Genomic DNA, 19,765 nt, shown 5'->3' with positions numbered 1-19,765 from the left:
GAAGTCCGCACGCCTCCCTCTACACCGGCATCAGCTTCATGACGGTTTCGATAATAATGCTGATGATAGGTATCGCGAGTACAAGGATCAGCACCTTGCCAGCAAGTTCAATCTTGGAAGCAATGCTCTCCTGGCCTGCATCCCTGACAATCTGTGCTCCGAATTCAGCAATGTACGCTATGCCTATAATTTTCAGTACAGTTTTCAGATAAATGCTCTCCATGCCTGAATTCTCGGCAAGCCGTTTCAACACTTCGATCACCGCGCCAATCTTGCCAATCAGTAGCATGAAGATCACGATGCCTGTGGCAGCAGCAATCAGAAAAGCGAACATGGGCTTCTGTTCTTTGATAACTAGAATGAGAACCGTTGCGATGAGCGCCAGACCTACAACTTGGATAATTTCCACAGGTCACCACCATCCCGGCTTCATGACCGTTTTCATTGAAAAAGAAATATCGATTTGATCTCTTGCAGCAGGCTGTCCAACATTCGGACTACCATGAACAATACAACGACAAATCCGATCACGGTCACCCAGTGAGCCATATCTTCCTTTCCCATTTGTTTCAGCACCGTATGAATCATTGCAATGATGATTCCGATGCCCGCAATTTGAAAGATTGCGTTCACTTCTAAATTCATGACCTTGGCACCTCACTATCCCGGCTATTTCAGAAGATCAGAATGACGATTAACGCTCCGACAAGCATCCCGAGACTGCGGCACATTCGTTCATATTTCATTTGATCGGCTTGGGCACGGGATTCCTCATGCATAAGTTGCTGAATGGCTAACGAGATGTGCTTGGTCTGATCCTGACGATCACTGGTGCCAAGGCTGAAGCTCAATTGCAGCATGACTTCCCGCTCGTCCGCCTTCATGGCTGATCTTCCCCACGCCTCTTCTATACCAGACTGAAGACTCTCACGAGCAGTATGTCCATGAGGTGGTTCCATTTGCCTGGCTGCGTGGAGAAACAGCGTCCGAACAGGCTCTTTTGTCTGGGCTCCCATTTTTCCCATGGCATCAGGTAACGGGGTCAGCCCGTAGTTAATCTCTGTCATCAACCGCTGGAGAGCCGCGATTAACTCTCGCAGTTGTCTTGGCCTCAAGGCATACTGCCTTGCCTTGTAGAATCCGGCGAGGGTACTGGCCAGCAGAATGATGACTGCACCGAGCATGTTAACCAAAGGCCTCACCTCCCACTTCTGTCTGCTGGAGACCACGCATTTTGCCATCGGCCAATCGAAAGGTCATGCCCCGGCTCGTCCGTTGCAGCTGTACATAGCGTTGGAACATCTGCTCGACGATCAGGGTTCTCAGCGCAGGTCTGGAAGAAAGCTCAGCCAGATCACGACCATGCGCAGTAGCGATGACAGATACGCCTGCGTGAAGTGCTTCCATCACCGCCTCCGCATCTTCCGGTCGGCCTATCTCGTCCACGATCAGGACATCGGGAGACATGGAGCGAAGCATCATCATCATTCCCTCAGCCTTTGGACAACCGTCCATGACATCGGTGCGAGGTCCCACATCAAATCCAGGTACGCCCTTGTAACTTCCAGCGATTTCGGACCGCTCATCAACGATGCCAACCTTTAGACGTGGACGTATGCCCTGAACAAGTTCATTGACACCCGTAAGTTTGGTTCCACTACTAATCTGTCTTGCCAGATCCCTCAGTAATGTGGTCTTGCCTTGCTGCGGAGGTGAAAGAATTAAGGTGTGCATGACCTGTCCACTTTTCATGTCCAGCAGATAAGGCAGAATGCGATCAGCGACTCCGTGAATCTCTCTGGCTACCCTGACATTAAATCCATTAATGTCGCGCAAGTATTCGACGCGGCCTCCACTTAACACCGTCCGGCCAGCCAGTCCGATTCGATGCCCGCCAGGAATAGTGATGAACCCTTTACGCAGTTCCTCTTCCAATGTATAAAGCGAATGATTGCTGATCAGATCCAGCAGCCTGTGTGTTACCTCTTTTAAGGGAATATAGGCTTCATCAGGCTTCGAAGTCGGACTGCCCTGGGGTGTGAGGAAGTGATAGGTGTCTCCTGCATTGATTTCCAGCGGTCTTCCTTCACGGATACGTACTTCCTCCACTTTATCTAATAAAGCGGGCGGCATTCTTCCCAGAATGGTTCGAATCGGTTCCGGAAAGATATCCTTCCAGTTCACCATCATGAATAGGCCCCTCCAACCTTGAATTCGGTTTTGTTGCGTTCCTGGTGCTTGTTCATATCTCAAGTTTATGTGTGTACATTGATTTTATGACGCTGAAATCTATCATTTTCTTCAAAATAGGGATGAGAGTTAAAAATCATAGATCAGTCAACTGTTCCAGTTCTAGGCACCCGTCTAGATCCAAGTGCATATAGTGCTTGCAGACAGGTGATATTCATTCCGGGATAAAAAAGGACAGAAACAACTATCCTCAAATATAGAAAGGAGTTGTAGGGAGTGCGAGTCGATGTGGTAGGCAATGTGAATGAAGTTCGAAGAATGGATATTGCAGGACGATGTGTGGTTGTAATCGATGTGTTGCGAACAACCAGTACGATTGTTACGGCACTGGCATACGATGCAGCAGACGTCATTGCTGTAGAAACTGTTCCTCAAGCGAAACAATTGAACGTGAAGGATGCCATTCGTGGCGGGGAGCGTTTTGATAAAAAAATCACAGGATTCGAGGTGGGCAATTCCCCCTATGAATATATGACTCCGAATATTGCGGGGAAAACCATTATTCTGACTACAACAGATGGAACACGCGCCCTGATTAAGGCATCCAAGGCTAGACATGTGTTTGCAGGCTCATTCCTTAATGTGAAAGCTGTGGCGGCTGTTCTGTGCGAGCTGCGCCGGGATATCTTATTGTTATGCGCCGGGGATCAGGATGAGTTCGCGCTGGAAGATGGTTTATGTGCAGGCAGCATTATCGAGGAGCTATACCGACAATCCCCTTTCCCAATTATGCTGAACGATCTGGGCCTGGCGCTCCATCAGGCTGCCACTCATGCCGAGGACAAATTACCCGATCTGGTTAGAGTATCCGCTGGTGGCCGAAGACTGGAGAGGTTAGGGAGGATGCATGACGTAACGTATTGTACCCAATTGAACTTGCTGGACTGCGTTCCGGAGATGGGTGAAGGGAACCGGATGCAACCATTCAGAGGAACGCGTAAGGAACCGCTGTTTAAATTGCTGTGAACAATCTAAAAAGGTGTACTGTGATCCCGAATGGGAATACACAGTACACCTTTGGTGTGTCTTAACAATTTCCGCTTTTTATCTGCGAACTTGCGGTCCGCCAATTACGGCCTGCTCAGCCGTATCCAAATCATATGCTGTATGCAACGCCTTAATTACGTCATGAAGCTTCTCTCCATCAATTACACAAGATACCTTGATTTCGGAAGTGCTGACCATCTTAATGCTAACGCCTTCGCCCGAGATGACTTTGAACATCTTCGCAGCAACACCCGGATGGCTAACCATGCCTGCACCAACGATCGAGACTTTAACAAGGTTTTCTTCGGAAGTAACTTCACGGTAAGGCAGGCGGCTATGAAGTGCTTCAATGACACGCAGTGCGTTCTCCCGATCAGTCAGCGCAACAGAGAACGAGAAGTCTGCTTTACCGTCCATCACACCGCTCTGAACGATAATGTCAACATCCAGCTGTTCTGATGCAAGGGCACCAAATACTTCAGCGAGAACCCCCGGTACGTCTGGTACACCCAGAATACTGATGCGAGCCACATTTTTGTCATAGGCAATTCCACTAACTACCACGCCTTGTTCCATTGTTGCTTCCTCCTTCACAACCGTTCCTTCATTATGGTTAAAGCTGGATCTTACAATCAAAGGCACACCGGAATGCTTCGCGTATTCAACTGCACGCGGATGCAATACCGCTGCTCCCAGATTGGCCAGTTCCAGCATCTCGTCGTACGAAATTTCCTTAAGCTTGCGTGCAACCTTCACGATACGCGGATCGGTGGAATAGATCCCGTCTACATCCGTGTAAATCTCGCAAGCGTCAGCCTTGATGGCTGCTGCCAAGGCTACTGCCGTTGTATCAGATCCGCCGCGGCCAAGCGTCGTAATCTCGCCTTCTTCCGTCATTCCCTGGAAGCCAGCAACGATTACAATGTTGCCTTCTGCCAACGCCTGATTCACCCGTTCCGGATGAATATCGTTAATCCGCGCTTTGCCGTGTACCGCCTCTGTCCGGAATCCCGCTTGCCAGCCTGTAAATGAGATGGCTTTGCGTCCCAGCGCCTGAATCGCCATGGATAACAATGAAATCGAGATCTGTTCTCCCGTAGTCAAAAGCATATCCATCTCACGTGCAGGCAGTTCACTGTTCAGCTGTTTCGCCTGATCAATCAGATCATCCGTGGTATCCCCCATGGCCGAAACCACGACTACACACTGATGTCCTTCATCCGCTTTTTCTACAACACGTCCGGCTACACGCTTCATGCGCTCTGTATCTCCGACCGAGCTGCCCCCAAATTTCATGACGTACAATGACAACGCAAATCCACTCCCTACCTTGTGCAGTATGCATAATTGATGTCCACCGTCATTATTCTCTCCGAAAAATGACTTTAACCCAGTATATTACGAAAGCGTCTGATAGGCTAATCTTTTTTCGAAAAAACCCTTTGCCATAGAAATGGCAAAGGGTTGAATTAACGCATTATTTAGCTTACACCATGTGAACGTTACGCACGGGAAGAGTATTTACCTTCACGAGTATCGATCAGCAGAACATCGCCTTCGTTGATGAACAGTGGCACTTGTACATTCAAGCCTGTTTCAACTTTTGCGTTTTTAGTAGCACCTTGTGCTGTGTTACCTTTTACGCTTGGCTCTGTCTCGATAACTTTCAACTCAACGCTTGTAGGCAAGTCAATTCCGAGGATTTCACCTTGGTAGCTAACGATTTTTACGTTCATGTTTTCTTTGAGGAAGTTCAATTCCCATTCCAACTGATCACTTGTCAGCGTGAACTGATCATATGTTTCGTTGTCCATGAACGTGTGCTCTGTACCACTTGCATACAGGTAGGAAACGCCACGGTTTTCGATGATGGCACGGCCAATGGTTTCACCTGCACGGAATGTTTTCTCAACGGTGTTACCGTTGCGCAGGTTTTTCAGTTTGGAACGTACGAAGGCAGCGCCTTTACCTGGTTTAACATGTTGGAAATCAATTACAGTGAAAATGTCGTTGTCCACTTGTACGGTCAAGCCTGTTTTAAAATCGTTTACTGAAATCACAAAAAATCCCTCCTGATATGGTTGAAAAGTAGGTGATATAAGACGATGGGTTAATTTAAGTTTGAACAAGTCAAACTGTCATATTACACAGACCACTACGATGGCAAAACAACCTTCCGATCGCTGTTATCCCCAGATTTCTTTTAATCCCTATCCTAATAGGGAGAAATCCGGGGATAAAGGCGAGCACTTCGCTTCTTCAGGTTTTTTCTGCCCTCTTCGTTATTGTATAATTCCATGTTTACTTCATTCAAAAGCATAAATTAAAAATCGTCTTATATCACCGTTGGCTGTAATTTAGCCAATTACGGTGAACTTCTTGTCCGAATTCGTCAAAATGTGAATACCTGTCTCGGTAATCACCACGTCATCCTCGATACGCACGCCGCCAAGGCCGTCAATGTAGATACCCGGTTCAACGGTTACCACCATGCCCGGTTTCAATACATCGTCGCTAAGCTTGGACAAACGAGGAGCCTCATGGACTTCCATACCCAGACCGTGACCCGTGCTGTGTCCGAATTGCTCTCCGTATCCGTGCCCTGCAATGATATCACGTGCCAATGCATCTGCTTCCCGTCCGGTCATGCCCGGTTTCAGGTTCGCCAGCGTATGTAACTGGGCTTCCAGTACGATATCGTAAATTTTACGCAGTTCAGGTACAGGTGTGCCCGTTGCGATGGTACGTGTCAGATCTGAACAGTATCCATCCAAAAGCGCACCAAAGTCAAATGTAATTAACTCATTTTGTCCGATGACTTTGCCACTTGCTACACCGTGAGGCATAGCAGAACGTTCACCCGATGCCACAATGGTATCGAACGAAGAGGAAGTTGCTCCATGTTTGCGCATGAAAAACTCCATCTCCAAATCCACTTCACGTTCAGTCATACCCGGTTTTGCAAATTGCAAAACGTGACTGAATGTTGCATCTGCCAGATCCGCAGCTCTTTGCATTACAGCGATCTCATCTTCGTCCTTGAACATGCGAAGTTGCTCCACTATACCGGATACAGCTTTCAATTCAATAGACTGAAGTGCTTCAGCATAAGCAGTATGTGTGCCGTAAGTGACATGATCCTGCTCAAAGCCAACCTGTTTGATATTCGCCGATGCAAGCAATTCACGTACGGATTCCAACGGTTTTGGTCCATGTTCCACAACGGTGAATCCTTTGGCTTGTTGCGGCGCCTGTGTCATGTAACGGAAATCGGTAAGCAAATAAGCTTCCTGTTCCGTAATCAGCACATATCCTGCTGAACCTGTAAAGCCCGTCATGTAACGACGGTTAATCGGATTTGTAATCAGCATAGCCGTGAGTTCATGTTCATGCATGGCCTCACGCAACTTATTTACTCGTTTGTTTTCCATCGGTAACCCTTCTTTCTCTCACATTCCCGGGTCCCCGGCTCAGGTTTGTTTGTTCAGATGACGCACAAGAGCCAGCAGCCCCAGTTCGTAGCTTACTTCGCCAAATCCGGCAATCTGTCCGATTGTTTCGGCAGCAATTACTGAATGATGTCTGAACGCTTCGCGTGCATGGATGTTGGATAGATGTACTTCTACTGTAGGAACTTTTACGGCATTGATGGCATCACGCACAGCATAGCTGTAATGGGTCAGCGCTCCGGCATTCAGCATGATTCCGTCTGCATCGCCCATCGCTGCATGAATTCGATCAATGATGTCCCCTTCGTGATTGGATTGATAAAAAGCGATGGAGACGCCCAGCTCCTCCGCCTGTCTGCGAATTTTATCCTCAATATCCTTCAGACTAAGCGTTCCATAGATGCCGGGTTCACGTACTCCGAGCATGTTCAGGTTCGGGCCATTGATTACAACAATCCGTTTCATAGCTGCTCCACCCTTTCTGCAAATAACCATCTGCTATTTTAACACAGCCATTGCCGGATTGAGAAGCTTTTTTGCGGCTATGCTCCCGCTTGCTCTGGCTCACGTTTCCGTTCATCGGTGAACTCCATGGCTACTGTGTAGCCAATAAACAGCCCCCACAGCAAAAAGAAACAAATTTCTGTAATGATTGAATCCCATGTTAAACGGTTTAAGGGCTTCACCATATCCAGTTTTGGACCTACTAGGACAAAGATAATGAGCCACCAAAAAATCCCGTAACCCATGCCTGGAAGCGGGCCTTCCCATTTTTTCAAAGTGAACGTGTAAATCAGGGAAGCGAGAACCGAAAAAACAATAAAAAACAGCCAGCCGGTCAAATGCCCTGCTGCAGTATAGATAAAATTATGTTTAAAAAACGGTTCAGCCAAAAATCCCAATGGCACAATCGTAAAATGAAGCAGATAGAACAGCCAATGCAAACCTCCCCAGATAAAACCTGCGAAAAAACCTAGCTCCACTGCAAAAGGGAACGGCTTGGTAAAATAATGTGCCTGGTCTTGTCGCTGGGTAGGACGTCTACCCCGGTCCTTCTGCTCTCCTTTGTCAGCACGCTGATTTTCCTTATGGGATGTGCGTTCACTCGTATGCTCTGTCATCGATATTCTCCTTCACGTTCAGTTTGCAAAACTGCGAATAAATCTCCATTTTCGTCCTAACTCTACCGGGTAGTATGTACAAATCAGGACAAAGTTAACAACATCGCCCTTAGATCGACTCGTAAACTAGAAATTGCTCTCAAAATTCGATACAATAGGGTTATTAAACTGCCTTCGACCATGAAGGTATAGAACAGAATAGGAAGGTGAATAATTTGCCTCAACAATCCAAGCCTGTCAGCTACGGGGGGCAAGCTGTCATTGAGGGCGTAATGTTCGGCGGTAAACATGTCAACGTTACAGCTGTGCGAAGAAAAGACGGCGAAATTACGTATCTGGAAGTTCCCAAGCAAGACAAGTCCTGGGTCATGAAATTGCGGCGGATTCCACTACTGCGCGGGATTGTCAGCATTATAGATTCGAGCGTCAAAGGAAGCAAACATCTCAATTATTCTGCTGACGCATATGCTGATGATGAACTGGAACCAGAAGAAAAAGCAAAGCAAAAAGAAAAAGAAGGCTCAGGTTGGAGCCTTAGCATGATTATCGGCGTCACCGCAGTAGCTATCCTCTCTTTCCTCTTTGGTAAAATTGTGCTTACATTGTTGCCGGTTGTTATTGAGAATTTTCTGTTCAAAAATGCATTCGACAATCAGTTTTTGCATAATTTACTGGAAGGCGGAATTAAGCTGATTCTGTTGCTTGCCTATCTGTGGCTGATCTCCCAGACACCGATGATTAAACGTCTGTTCCAATACCATGGTGCAGAACATAAAGTCATTAGTGCTCATGAAGCCGGAGAAGAGCTTACACCAGAGAATGTGCAGAAGTATAGCCGACTGCATTACCGTTGCGGAAGCAGTTTTATTATGCTGACTGTCATTATCGGCATATTTCTGTACTCGCTCTTCACATACGACAACCTCTGGGAACGTATGGGACAGCGGTTACTGTTGTTGCCAGTAGTACTCGGTATTTCATTCGAATTGTTGAAGATGACCAACTCGGTACGTGACATCCCTGTACTTCGTTATCTCGGATACCCGGGGCTGTGGCTGCAATTGTTGACAACCAAAGAGCCAACGAATGAACAGGTAGAAGTATCCATTGCTTCGTTTAACCGTATGCGTGAATTGGATGCCAAACTCGCAAACGTTTCGGCCACGTCGGAAGTTCCTGTTGCAACACTTGATCCTGTGAAAGGGTGAATGATATGAAGAAGCAGGCAATCATATTTTGGACGTTCATCGCACTCGCTGCTATTGGAATCTTGACTAGGCTGGGAAGTGGAGGTTTATCCCAAATTATCATCCCCCTCGTCGTGTTCGGAGTTGTGTTCCTGCTCTATAAATATCCGCCCCGCCGTTGGGCACGCAAGACATCATCACCGAAGATTAAACCATCTGCTAAAACCATGGCTAAAGTTAATGCACAGTCTGGTGCCCGAAAAAGTAGCGGTTCTTCCAAAAAACGCAAGGATTATCCTTTCCAAGTGATTCAGGGTCAAAAGGGTAAAAGTGATGAAGACGTACCTAAGTATCACTAAAGCGCTGATATCGGCGAAACACACAGAAAAGCAATTCTCCAAACATGCGGAGAATTGCTTTTTCATTTTTATACAGGAGTCAGCGGTGGTGTTTCCGCTTGTTTTTTTCTCAGTTCTCGTCTCTGTTTGTCCAGCTGCTCACCATATATCTTGGTATTCCATCCACTGAAAAATTCAGTCCCGGCAATGACCCCAGATTGATATAATGCTGTACTGTCCTGTACGGAAAGGTGAAATTCTGTCGGTTTAATTCCAAGGGTAGGAATTTTCACAGTACGGAATCGATTAACCTGTTCGATATATCGCTCATCATGAGCAGTTAGCATCGTTTCAACCAATGCCTGAAGCATACTTAGAGGTCCTCTGATTCTAGCTGGCTCTCCTTCGGTTTTGCCAACCATTTTAAAACCGACTACAGGGATGAGATCTCCTCCACGTTCTGTACGCTCTCCATCAAACAGCCAGAGCGGAAAATTGCTCAGCAATGCTCCATCGACGATGTAAACAAACTGGTCCGCAAAACGTAATCCTTTGGACAGGATCGGGGATCTGCGAATGGCAACCGGGTCGAAGAAATAGGGGATACTGCAGCTCATACGTACAGCCTTGGCTACTTCCAGTTTGGAAGGATCAATTCCGAATCGTTTGATATCGTCTGGAAGCACCAAAATAGTGCCGTTGGAAATGTCGGATGCAATGATTAGCAACTTACCTGGAGGCAGATCAGCAAACGTCCGAACTCCCTTTTTTTTCAGCATATCCCCTATCCAGCATTCCAGCGCTTCCCCAGAATATAGCCCTTTCTTCAAAAATAGCCTCGCTGCGGGTCCGATCCACTTGGTATCAAATATGGGGGAACGTCGCAGTAACGAAGCAAACGGCGTATTCTCGATAATGCCTTTCATCTCTTCCGCCGAATAGCCAGCCGCCAGCAAAGCAGCTACGATGGAACCCGAGGACGTGCCCGCTACGCGATTGAATTCAACACCGTGATCTTCTGCACCCTTTACGGCGCCGGCAAGCGAAATTCCCTTTACGCCGCCACCTTCAAATACTCCATTAATCAACACAATAAAACCCCCGTTCTCCAGGCAGTCCATGCTACTACTGCCACTGTATGAGAACAGGGGTTGGTCATATTACGTTAAAATGTTTTACAGTCCATAATAGGCTTTTAATTTGGCGATCAGTCCGAGCGGATTTTTCGTCAGGTACTGTGAGCTGAAGAAAATATCCCCTTTCACCGTATCATATTTCTCATTATATATAAGCTGATCAATAATCTCCTGGGATGTCTGCCACCCGATTTCCGGTGTGCCCAGCTTATAAGGAGAGTGACCAATATACAATTTCACATCGGTATTTGCCACTTCATTGGCCCACCAGTCAACCACCTTGTCATATCGTGCTGCACTTAGTGTCATGCTCCAGTACACTTGGGGTGCAACATAGTCAATCCACTCCTGCTTGATCCAAGTCCGCACATCTGCATTCATGCTGTCATAAGCGGTTACTCCGGCTTTTGTGTCAGAACCTGTCATATCAACCGATTTGTTACGCCATACGCCAAATGGGCTAATGCCATATTGAACGCCAGCTTTCATCTTGTGGATGCTCTCTCCGAGCTGCTTGACGAATTCATTGATGTTGTCCCGGCGCCATTCTGCACGGTCACTCGTATTCAATGTGTTGTAAGCTTTGAAAGCCGCATCATCATTAAACGTTACATTGGAAGGATAGAAGTAATCATCCAAATGTACGCCATCAACATCATACTGATTAACCACTTCCATGATGGAATCAATAATATGCTGTCTCGCTTCCGGAATGCCTGGATTAATATACAGTTTGCCTGATGCGTTAACAATCCAGTCCGGGTGAAGCTTGGATACATGATTGGCAGCAAGACCGGTTGTCGTTGCGGAGTTAGTAGCCCGGAACGGGTTGAACCAAGCATGGAACTCAAGACCACGCTTGTGAGCTTCCTCGATCATAAATGCAAGTGGATCATACCCGGGATCTTTCCCCTGTGTACCTGTCAGCACGCTATTCCACGGTACAAGACCTGATGGATAGATCGCATCCCCATTGGCTCGCACTTGAACAAATACGGCATTGATCCCCATATCCTTCAACGTATCAAGCTGCTGAATGAACTCCAACTTTTGTTTTTCTACATTCCCTTTGGCACTAGATGAAGGCCAGTCTCCATTTACAGTCGAAATCCAGGCTCCTCGCATCTCATCCGTATTTGGCGTAGTTCCCGTGCCTCCAGGCTCTGCTGGTGTCACTGGAGTAGGATTGGGAGCATTGCCTGTGGCCAGATTAATCGTCTGCTCAGACTGGTTCCAGGTGACCTGGATTCCCAAGTTCTCACTGACAAATCGAATCGGTACCATGACGCGGCCTTGTTTCAGTTCTACTGATGCATCAAGATCAACCACGGTACTATCCACCGTTGCCTGCTGGCGTCCACTTGTCATCGTAATGACTGAATCGGACTTCTTGATTGTAACTGTGCGGGTAGCCTGTGACCAAAGTACAGATGCACCCAGTCCTTCGCTAATAACACGCAGAGGGACCATCGTTACATTTACTTTGGGCAAAATGTAAGGTGATACATCCGACTCCAAACGCTGACCATCCAAATAAATAACAATTTCCTTTTGACTAGCTGCCTGCGCCGTCAGTCCTGATGTTTGTAAACCCAGAACAAAAATGAGCAGCAGGATCAATCCTTTACGAAGCTTCATCAGTGCAATCCTCCATAATAATTATAAATTCGCGGCAAATTCTGCTAGTTTAATAGACGCTCCTAATGATTGTTAAGTTGCGAATAAACGCCAAATTTTGGTCAAAAAAAAGCAAAAGGACGCTTCCTACCGTTTTAGCGGCAGGTGCATCCTCTGATTTTGAATGGATATTCATTGTAATTTTTCAGGTGAGTCTGGCTTTAAAACCTTAAGATTCTGTATTGCTCATGACATCCTGAATACTTTTAAGATCACGCAGTCGATTCTCATCCTGGCGGAAATATTCAACCAAAGATTCGATGCAGGTAATGGAATCCCAACTCAAATGGTGTTCAATTCCTTCAACATCCTGGTAAATATTTTCTTCCTGAACACCAATCGTCGTCAAAAATTGTTCAAGCAGATGATGGCGCTCCATCAACCGTTTGCCCATCTTTTTGCCTTTTGGCGTAAGTACCAGCCCGCGGTACTTCTCATAGATCAGGTACTCGTCTTTGTCCAGCTTTTGGATCATCTTCGTCACCGATGAAGGATGTACTTCCAAACCTTCAGCTATATCAGACACACGAGCATAGCCCTTTTCATCAATTAATTTGTATATACGCTCCAAATAATCTTCCATACTGGGCGTTGGCATCTGCTTCCCTCTCTTCTCTCTGACCGGCAATATTCTTGCCTGGTCACTATCTTATAATGATACATGTTATCAATACGCATTGGCAAGTCCTGCACAATTCATTCACTATTTACAGTCCATAAAACACTCCTCAGGGCTCGATTTCCTTCACCATTACGCAAGTATTGGCAAGGGTGACTTATCCCGAAACGAGGCAAACTAAGCAAGGTTCCGTATTGAAAGGAGTGATTTCGTGAGTACAAGTGTAGCGCATCCACCCGTTCGCAAAGCAAAAGGCACTAAACCCTTTATTCCCGATTTGGTGTATTTTGAACCCGGTGCGCTGGAATATGAGAAAGGTAAACGAATTATGGAATGGGTTACCTCTAGGGATATCCCATATCAGATGACGACATCCCATAATCGAATTACCAATCTCCCTGGTGAAACGGAACAGGAAAAGTACCGAATGGCGAAGCGTACCCTTGTCGTCGGCGTGCGTAAAACACTCAAGTTTGACCAATCGAAGCCTTCGGCGGAATATGCCATTCCCATCTCAACAGGCTGTATGGGCCACTGTCATTATTGTTATCTTCAAACGACTCTTGGGGCCAAGCCCTATGTCCGTGTCTATGTAAACACCGAAGAAATCATTCAGGCCGCCAAGGGATACATTGAGGAGCGCGCACCTGAACTTACCCGTTTTGAAGCAGCCTGTACATCTGATCCCGTAGGTCTGGAGCATATTACGGGAAATCTCGGTGACCTAATTCGTTTTATGGCGGATGAGGAGCACGGGCGACTTCGCTTTGTAACCAAATACCATCATGTTGATCCTTTATTAAACATCAAGCATAACGGACACACTCGTATCCGATTTAGCGTAAATTCCGATTATGTAATCAAAAATTTTGAACCAGCCACCTCACGGTTTGAAGAGCGAATTGAAGCCGCAGGTAAAATAGCTCATGCGGGATACCCGCTCGGATTCATTATTGCCCCAATTATGTGGTACGACGGATGGGAAGAAGGATATAGCGAGCTTTTACAAAAGCTTGCCGATACACTTCCCGAAGAAGCGACCAAGGATCTAACCTTTGAGATGATCCAGCACCGTTTTACCAAAACGGCAAAAGCCACCATTGAGAAGCGATACCCCAAAACCAAGCTGGAGATGGATATCGAAAAGCGGAAAATGAAATGGGGCCGCTGGGGCCAGTACAAATATGTGTATAAGGATGATCAGCAGGATGCCCTGCGCGAGTTTATTACCGAGCGCATTTTTGAGCATTTCCCACTGGCCAATATTGATTACTTCACCTAAGCGTTAACCAGACACTTTTATTAAGAGCTATTGATTAAAAAAGCAGGTTACATGAGTCCAGAATCGTTCTGGTTTCCATGTAGCCTGCTTTGTTCTTATTTAAAATAACCTTCGAGTAAAACAAACACCCTCGTTGCTGCGCTAGATAATCATCCAGTCTGGTGTAATTTGCTGTAGCCAGATCGTAATTTTCGTCATCTGATCCGTAAATAACAGCACCCCGAGGAACAACATTAATGCGCCCCCGGCTTTCATCATGATATTGGAATAACGCAAGATCCATCGTGTAGAACCGATGAAAAAGGCCAGAATGAAGAACGGTAACGCAAATCCAGCTGTGTATCCCGTAATCAAAGCCAACCAGGTTGTTGGTTCGCTCGCAGCCATCGCGATGATGGCAGTCAAAATTGGTCCAATACAAGGTGACCAACCTGCCGAGAAACCAATGCCAAAAATAAAGGAGCCCAAGTAACCCGCTGGTTTCCATTTCATGTCCATCTTACGCTCTTTCATCAGAAACTGAGGTTTGAACAAACCAAGCAGGAATAAACCCATTAACATAATCAAGATCGCGGATAATTGACGAATGAGATCACGGTTATCATTGAAAAATTGGCCAAACAATCCGGCTCCCAGTCCGAGCGAATAAAACACAGCCGAGAAGCCCAAAATAAACGCCAGCGTATGAGTCAATGTCTTGAAGCGAACTTCACGCTGATTGCGCTCATCCTTCAACCGTTGTACCGTCATCCCCGTAATATAGGAAAGATACGACGGATACAGCGGAAGACAGCATGGCGATATAAACGAAGCTAATCCTGCTACAAAAGCCAGCCACACATTAACATCAGGCATGAAGCGGATATCTCCCTTCCCTGGGGGCTCACTTGCTCACGTTCAGACTCAGGCTCGGAACCCTTTTTTTCCAATCATCGTAAGAATCAGCATCATGATAAGCAAAAGTACAATTGTTGCTCCTGGTGCAAGGTTCCAGATCCCGGCCACAACCAGTCCAATGACCACGGCAATTTCGCCAATGACCACGGATAATATAATCGCCGATTTGAAACTTCGTGCCATCAGCAAGCTTACAGCTACCGGAATGGTAAGCAATGCCGATACCAGCAATGCGCCCACGATTTTGATCGCCGTACTAATGACAAGGGCTGTCATCACCGTAATCAGCATGTTAAGCAATTTCACAGGCAATCCGGTAACCGCTGCGGCATCCTCTTCAAAGCTGAGTAGGAAAAACTCCTTATGTAACAGTGCTACAACGACGACCACGATCAACGTTACCACACCAACCAGCTTCAAATCCGTGGAGTCCAGTGTATAAATACTGCCGAACAGGTAACTCATAACATCTGTATTATAACCTTTGCCCAGCGTGAAGAACAACGAAGCCAGCGCTACTCCACCGGACATGATGATCGCGATCGATAACTCGGCGTAACTCTTGTACGCCTTACGCAGTTTCTCTATTGCAAATGATGCGAGCACGGCGAAAATAAGCCCCACCGCAATCGGATACACTTCAATCAGGAATCCGAGTGCAACCCCGGCAATAGTAACATGAGACAGTGTATCCCCGATCATGGATAAACGGCGCAGCACCAAAAACAATCCGATCAACGGAGCGGTGATGCCGATCAGCAATCCCCCCGCCAGCGCCCGCTGAAAAAAATCACTCATTAAAATTTCCAAAACACACACGACTCCTTCGGCCTTGCTCTAATCTGGTTGCACTCGCTTCTAACGTACCTGGGTGGTGGTATGCTGCAAATTAGTCTCGGCACAATCTTCCACCTCATGGGAATGACGGACATGGAAATGAATTTTCCCGTTCGTCACCGCAGCTTTGGAACCGAGATAACTCTCCATCCGGTCCATATCATGTGAAACCATCAGGAATGTCATCCGGTGATGTTCATGCATATGGGTAATGAGTTCAAAAAAGCTGGCCTGGGATTCGGCATCGATACCTACCGTCGGTTCATCCAGAATCAGCAGATCAGGATGATTAATAAGCGCCCGTGCCAAAAACACACGCTGTTGCTGTCCACCGGACAGTTGTCCGATCCGTTTGTTCGCCAAATCCTCAATCCGCATCACTTGCATAGCATCTGTGCACTGCTGCTGACATTTACGGGACATTCGGCGGAACATATTCTTGTTGTTGTACAATCCAGACATCACGACTTCCCGTACCGTTGCAGGGAACAATGGGTTAAATGCATTCTTCTGCGGAACATAACCAATCCGTTCCCAATCCTTGAATCGGCGGATCGACTGTCCGAATAGCTTGATATCTCCCTCAGCTGGAGGCAAGAGTCCAACCAGCATTCGCAGCAATGTCGTTTTGCCCGCCCCGTTTGAACCGATAATACCGACAAAATCCCTTTCCTGGACCATAAAATCGAGATTTTCGATCACTCGCTGGTCGCCGTAGGAAAATGATAATTTATCGATCTCTATAATTGGATCATGACACAATGGCATGATTTGCTGCATGGCAAAGCCGCCCTTCATTATATATAAGGATTGCAAACGAATCCTTCAGTCTATCTTATTTTAATGCGATCAGCAGATTTTGCAAATTTTTCTCCATCAGGGTGAAATAATCATCCCCGTTGGTAGCCTGTTCTTTGGTTAAACCTTCTACCGGATTCAGGACCATTGTCTCTACACCCGCTTCATTGGCGAGGGTTTTCGCCAGTTTATCAGATACCAGCTCTTCGAAGAAAATGTATTTAATCCCTTCATCCTTCACCAACTTGGCCAACTTCACAATATCTTGACCTGTGGGTTCCGCATCTGGAGAAAGTCCCATAATAGCATGCTGGGTCAACCCATAATCACGTGCAAGATACCCAAAGGCTTGGTGTGATACGACAATTTCCTTATTGGGTACGTTGGACAATTCATCCGTAAAGTGCTGATCCAACGTTTCCAGCTTGGTCCGCAGCTCTTCGTAGCGCTGTTCATATCCTTCTTTATGTGCAGGGTCTACTTCAACCAGGCTGTTTTTAATATTCTCAGCCATTACCATTGCCGATTTTGGACTTACCCACGTATGAGGGTCCACATGATGGTTTGCAATGTCCTCTGCGTTAGCTTCATCTGCATGTTCGTCGCTATGTTCATCCACCTGTTCTTCACCATGACCGTGTCCATCATCACCTTCAGCAGTCAATAGAGTAACCCCTTCACTTACTGCAACTGACTTCACCTTGGTATCGCTATTCAATGACTTCAGGAAGTTGGGTACCCATCCTTCCAGACCTGCACCATTGTATAGAAACAACTGTGCTTTGGATGTATTCACAATATCTTGACTCCTCGGCGTCCAGTCATGTGGTTCAACACCTGTTGGCAGCAAATTAATGACATTTGCATCTTCCCCACCAATTGTCGAAGTAAACGCATAGACAGGATAGAAGCTTGTAATCACATTCACTTTGCCTTCCACCAGCTTGGCACTCTCCGAATTATTCTGACCGCATGCCGACAATATGAGCAAACTAAGAACAAGCAGACCGCTTAGCAACAATTTCATATGCCTTCTTCTACCTGTCGCTAGAGTCCGGTTTACCTGGTCTAGATTTCTTCCATTATAAAGTTTCACTAGTATTCACTCCGCATCTCTTAATCGTAAACATTACTGAAAGAATTATAGGTAACCTGCTCGAACTTGTCAAGCCGCTCTGTCCTATTCATTCTTTCCTTGAGCACGGAGTTCATAACAGTATATGCTTGTTTTCTTTGCATCAGATCCGATTTCATCCCAAAATAAAAAGTGACCCGATTCTCATCGAGCCACCTTCTATTACAACTATATAAATCAAATCCTTGGTTACACGGTCAAAGTCCTATTTCACTTGTGCGCCATTAGGCATATTATCCGGTACCGTTGCCAGTGTAAGCTGGTCGCCATGGGATGCTGCCAGGATCATGCCCTGGGACAGTTCACCGCGCAATTTCACAGGCTTGAGGTTCGTAACACAGATGACTTTGCGTCCAACCATATCTTCAGGTGAATAAAACTTCGCGATTCCCGATACAACCTGACGTTGCTCATAGCCCAGATCCAGCTGCAACTTCAGCAATTTATCGGCTTTCTTGACCGGTTCACAGGCAATAACTTGAGCGACACGCAATTCCACTTTGGCGAAATCATCAATACCGATCTCTTCTTTGCCTTCTGGTGCTGAGACGGGTTGAGCGGCTTCAGAAGAGCCTCTAGCATCAGCTTGAGCTGCCTCAGGCTGCGCTTCAGCTTTTTTGCCTCCAGTCATCGCTTCAGCAATATAAGCAATCTCCTTTTCAGAGTCCAGACGTGGGAAGATCGGATCACCCTTCTGCAAAGCGTTTCCAGCCGGAATAACGCCCCATTGCTTCGCTGAATCCCAAGCCGTCAGTTCACCTTCCTGAATGCCGAGTTGTTCCCAGATTTTGCGCGGAGCACGTGTTAGGAACGGTTGCAAGAGGATGGAAGCAATCCGCAAGCTTTCAATCAGATGCGACATTACCGATGCCAGTTCGTTGCGTTTCGCTTCATCACGAGCCAGAGCCCAAGGCTGAGTCTCGTCAATGTATTTGTTACTGCGGCTAACAAACTGACTGATCGCTGTCAACGCTACGGAAAATTGCAGATTTTCCATTGCCTGCTCCACTTTCTCCACAGCAGCAAGACCCGCTTCTTCAAGAGATGCATCAAATTCGGTCACACCAGAAGTAAACTCAGGGGCTTTGCCTTCGAAATATTTGTCCACCATGGCTACCGTACGGTTCAACAGGTTTCCAAGGTCATTTGCCAGGTCGGAGTTCACACGTTCTACAAAGCTTTCTGGAGTAAATGTACCATCTGAACCAAATGGAACTTCACGGAGCAGGTAATAACGCAGTGCATCCAGACCATAACGGTCAATCAAGGTTACCGGGTCAACGACATTACCCTTTGATTTGGACATTTTGCCGTCTTTCATCAACAGCCAACCGTGAGCGAATACTTTCTTCGGTAAAGGTAGGTCCAACGCCATCAGCATAATCGGCCAGTAAATCGTATGGAATCGAACAATTTCTTTTCCTACCAGATGCACGTCCGCAGGCCAGAATTTGTTGTAAAGCGATTCGTCGGATGATCCATAGCCCAGAGCTGTAATATAGTTAGACAACGCATCAATCCATACGTATACAACGTGTTTCGGATCGCCTTTAACTTTGACGCCCCATTCGAAAGTAGTCCGAGATACGGCCAAATCTTCCAGACCTGGCTTGATGAAGTTGTTGATCATTTCATTTTTGCGGGACTCCGGTTGAATAAAACCCGGATTCTCTTCGTAATATTTCAGCAAACGATCAGCATACTTACTCATCCGGAAGAAGTAGGATTCTTCTTTTACCAGCTCCACCGGATGCCCGCTATCCGGACTTTTAGCCGAGATAATCTCGCCTTTGTCATTCTTCTCCACATCAACCAGCTGGGTTTCCGTGTAATAGGTCTCATCCGGGATACTGTACCAGCCTTCGTACTCACCCTTGTAGATATCCCCTTGTTTCAACAAACGGTCAAAGATATCCTGAACCACTGTTTTGTGGCGCTCTTCCGTCGTACGAATGAAGTCGTCATTGGAAATATCCAGTTTGTTCCACAGATCCTTGATGCCAACAACGATGTCGTCTATAAAAGCCTGCGGTGACTGCCCTTTCTCTTGTG

At 46.6% G+C, this 19,765-nt stretch carries 21 protein-coding genes; 4 read left to right on the top strand and 17 right to left on the bottom strand.

What is annotated here, in order from left to right:
* Positions 1–19: 19 nt before the first annotated feature.
* The 4 genes from spoIIIAD to spoIIIAA are packed head-to-tail and all read right to left on the bottom strand — an operon-like array spanning position 20 to position 2,190.
* Positions 20–409, bottom strand: coding sequence for a stage III sporulation protein AD (spoIIIAD, locus tag A6049_RS16450; protein ID WP_017687586.1), 390 nt, complete (start codon positions 407–409; stop codon positions 20–22).
* A 32-nt stretch (positions 410–441) separates the two neighbouring features.
* Positions 442–645: a stage III sporulation protein AC gene (gene spoIIIAC / locus A6049_RS16445; RefSeq protein WP_017687585.1), complete on the bottom strand. Its 204-nt coding sequence runs from the start codon at positions 643–645 to the stop codon at positions 442–444.
* 29 nt (positions 646–674) lie between these two features.
* A complete protein-coding gene (spoIIIAB, locus tag A6049_RS16440; protein ID WP_063565694.1) occupies positions 675–1,193 on the bottom strand; it encodes a stage III sporulation protein SpoIIIAB in 519 nt (172 codons plus the stop codon).
* The gene (gene spoIIIAA / locus A6049_RS16435; RefSeq protein ID WP_063565693.1) at positions 1,186–2,190 is read right to left on the bottom strand and encodes a stage III sporulation protein AA; all 1,005 of its coding nucleotides are present in this window, start codon (positions 2,188–2,190) and stop codon (positions 1,186–1,188) included. The genes spoIIIAB and spoIIIAA overlap by 8 nt, the downstream gene beginning before the upstream one ends.
* Before the next feature lie 276 nt (positions 2,191–2,466).
* Here spoIIIAA and A6049_RS16430 point away from each other — a divergent pair, with 276 nt between their 5' ends.
* Positions 2,467–3,216: a 2-phosphosulfolactate phosphatase gene (locus tag A6049_RS16430; protein WP_063565692.1), complete on the top strand. Its 750-nt coding sequence runs from the start codon at positions 2,467–2,469 to the stop codon at positions 3,214–3,216.
* Between the two features lie 78 nt (positions 3,217–3,294).
* Here A6049_RS16430 and A6049_RS16425 read toward each other — a convergent pair whose 3' ends face one another.
* The 5 genes from A6049_RS16425 to A6049_RS16405 all read right to left on the bottom strand — a co-directional run bounded on the left by A6049_RS16425 (position 3,295) and on the right by A6049_RS16405 (position 7,807).
* Positions 3,295–4,548 carry an aspartate kinase gene (locus A6049_RS16425; protein ID WP_063565691.1) on the bottom strand — a complete coding sequence of 418 codons (1,254 nt, stop codon included), beginning with the start codon at positions 4,546–4,548 and terminating at the stop codon, positions 3,295–3,297.
* 191 nt (positions 4,549–4,739) lie between these two features.
* A complete protein-coding gene (efp, locus tag A6049_RS16420; protein ID WP_053784402.1) occupies positions 4,740–5,297 on the bottom strand; it encodes an elongation factor P in 558 nt (185 codons plus the stop codon).
* Between the two features lie 297 nt (positions 5,298–5,594).
* Entirely contained in the window at positions 5,595–6,668 is a 1,074-nt protein-coding gene (locus A6049_RS16415) for a M24 family metallopeptidase (RefSeq protein ID WP_063565690.1), read from the bottom strand.
* A gap of 39 nt (positions 6,669–6,707) precedes the next feature.
* Positions 6,708–7,151: a type II 3-dehydroquinate dehydratase gene (aroQ, locus tag A6049_RS16410; RefSeq protein ID WP_063565689.1), complete on the bottom strand. Its 444-nt coding sequence runs from the start codon at positions 7,149–7,151 to the stop codon at positions 6,708–6,710.
* Between the two features lie 77 nt (positions 7,152–7,228).
* Positions 7,229–7,807: a YqhR family membrane protein gene (locus tag A6049_RS16405; protein WP_063565688.1), complete on the bottom strand. Its 579-nt coding sequence runs from the start codon at positions 7,805–7,807 to the stop codon at positions 7,229–7,231.
* Between the two features lie 215 nt (positions 7,808–8,022).
* Here A6049_RS16405 and A6049_RS16400 point away from each other — a divergent pair, with 215 nt between their 5' ends.
* Positions 8,023–9,015: a DUF1385 domain-containing protein gene (locus tag A6049_RS16400; RefSeq protein WP_063565687.1), complete on the top strand. Its 993-nt coding sequence runs from the start codon at positions 8,023–8,025 to the stop codon at positions 9,013–9,015.
* A 5-nt stretch (positions 9,016–9,020) separates the two neighbouring features.
* A complete protein-coding gene (locus tag A6049_RS16395) occupies positions 9,021–9,353 on the top strand; it encodes a hypothetical protein (protein WP_063565686.1) in 333 nt (110 codons plus the stop codon).
* A 68-nt stretch (positions 9,354–9,421) separates the two neighbouring features.
* On the opposite strand, the gene A6049_RS16390 is transcribed toward A6049_RS16395, so the two are convergent.
* From A6049_RS16390 to mntR, 3 genes are all read right to left on the bottom strand, one after another.
* The gene (locus A6049_RS16390) at positions 9,422–10,423 is read right to left on the bottom strand and encodes a patatin-like phospholipase family protein (RefSeq protein ID WP_063565685.1); all 1,002 of its coding nucleotides are present in this window, start codon (positions 10,421–10,423) and stop codon (positions 9,422–9,424) included.
* Positions 10,424–10,507: 84 nt separating this feature from the next.
* The gene (locus A6049_RS16385) at positions 10,508–12,106 is read right to left on the bottom strand and encodes a family 10 glycosylhydrolase (protein WP_063565684.1); all 1,599 of its coding nucleotides are present in this window, start codon (positions 12,104–12,106) and stop codon (positions 10,508–10,510) included.
* A gap of 208 nt (positions 12,107–12,314) precedes the next feature.
* The gene (gene mntR, locus A6049_RS16380) at positions 12,315–12,743 is read right to left on the bottom strand and encodes a transcriptional regulator MntR (RefSeq protein WP_063565683.1); all 429 of its coding nucleotides are present in this window, start codon (positions 12,741–12,743) and stop codon (positions 12,315–12,317) included.
* A gap of 232 nt (positions 12,744–12,975) precedes the next feature.
* Between mntR and splB the strand changes: the two genes are divergently transcribed.
* Positions 12,976–14,046 carry a spore photoproduct lyase gene (gene splB, locus A6049_RS16375; protein WP_063565682.1) on the top strand — a complete coding sequence of 357 codons (1,071 nt, stop codon included), beginning with the start codon at positions 12,976–12,978 and terminating at the stop codon, positions 14,044–14,046.
* 141 nt (positions 14,047–14,187) lie between these two features.
* Here the strand turns inward: splB and A6049_RS16370 are convergent, their stop codons facing one another.
* The 5 genes from A6049_RS16370 to metG form a co-directional block, all read right to left on the bottom strand.
* Positions 14,188–14,901 (bottom strand): cytochrome c biogenesis CcdA family protein, encoded by a 714-nt coding sequence (locus A6049_RS16370; RefSeq protein WP_024631017.1) that lies wholly within the window; start codon positions 14,899–14,901, stop codon positions 14,188–14,190.
* Between the two features lie 48 nt (positions 14,902–14,949).
* Complete coding sequence (locus A6049_RS16365) at positions 14,950–15,753, bottom strand: metal ABC transporter permease (RefSeq protein WP_063565681.1); 804 nt, start codon at positions 15,751–15,753, stop codon at positions 14,950–14,952.
* Between the two features lie 48 nt (positions 15,754–15,801).
* Positions 15,802–16,560 carry a metal ABC transporter ATP-binding protein gene (locus tag A6049_RS16360; RefSeq protein ID WP_063565680.1) on the bottom strand — a complete coding sequence of 253 codons (759 nt, stop codon included), beginning with the start codon at positions 16,558–16,560 and terminating at the stop codon, positions 15,802–15,804.
* Positions 16,561–16,615: 55 nt separating this feature from the next.
* Complete coding sequence (locus A6049_RS16355; RefSeq protein ID WP_063565679.1) at positions 16,616–17,605, bottom strand: metal ABC transporter solute-binding protein, Zn/Mn family; 990 nt, start codon at positions 17,603–17,605, stop codon at positions 16,616–16,618.
* Between the two features lie 313 nt (positions 17,606–17,918).
* The coding region (gene metG / locus A6049_RS16350) for a methionine--tRNA ligase (RefSeq protein ID WP_240321472.1) at positions 17,919–19,765 on the bottom strand (1,847 nt) is incomplete at its 5' end.

Origin of the sequence: Paenibacillus sp. O199 (assembly GCF_001636635.1) — a bacterium.
In the GTDB taxonomy this organism is placed as follows: domain Bacteria; phylum Bacillota; class Bacilli; order Paenibacillales; family Paenibacillaceae; genus Paenibacillus; species Paenibacillus marchantiae.
This window is presented reverse-complemented; position numbering and strand designations above follow the sequence as displayed.

Coding starts and splice junctions, on each gene's coding strand:
- spoIIIAA (WP_063565693.1), bottom strand. CDS start 2,190: ATGATGGTGAACTGGAAGGATATCTTTCCGGAACCGATTCGAACCATT.
- aroQ (WP_063565689.1), bottom strand. CDS start 7,151: ATGAAACGGATTGTTGTAATCAATGGCCCGAACCTGAACATGCTCGGA.
- A6049_RS16360 (WP_063565680.1), bottom strand. CDS start 16,560: ATGCAGCAAATCATGCCATTGTGTCATGATCCAATTATAGAGATCGAT.
- A6049_RS16395 (WP_063565686.1), top strand. CDS start 9,021: ATGAAGAAGCAGGCAATCATATTTTGGACGTTCATCGCACTCGCTGCT.
- A6049_RS16405 (WP_063565688.1), bottom strand. CDS start 7,807: ATGACAGAGCATACGAGTGAACGCACATCCCATAAGGAAAATCAGCGT.
- A6049_RS16415 (WP_063565690.1), bottom strand. CDS start 6,668: ATGGAAAACAAACGAGTAAATAAGTTGCGTGAGGCCATGCATGAACAT.
- A6049_RS16385 (WP_063565684.1), bottom strand. CDS start 12,106: ATGAAGCTTCGTAAAGGATTGATCCTGCTGCTCATTTTTGTTCTGGGT.
- A6049_RS16355 (WP_063565679.1), bottom strand. CDS start 17,605: ATGAAATTGTTGCTAAGCGGTCTGCTTGTTCTTAGTTTGCTCATATTG.
- spoIIIAC (WP_017687585.1), bottom strand. CDS start 645: ATGAATTTAGAAGTGAACGCAATCTTTCAAATTGCGGGCATCGGAATC.
- A6049_RS16370 (WP_024631017.1), bottom strand. CDS start 14,901: ATGCCTGATGTTAATGTGTGGCTGGCTTTTGTAGCAGGATTAGCTTCG.
- mntR (WP_063565683.1), bottom strand. CDS start 12,743: ATGCCAACGCCCAGTATGGAAGATTATTTGGAGCGTATATACAAATTA.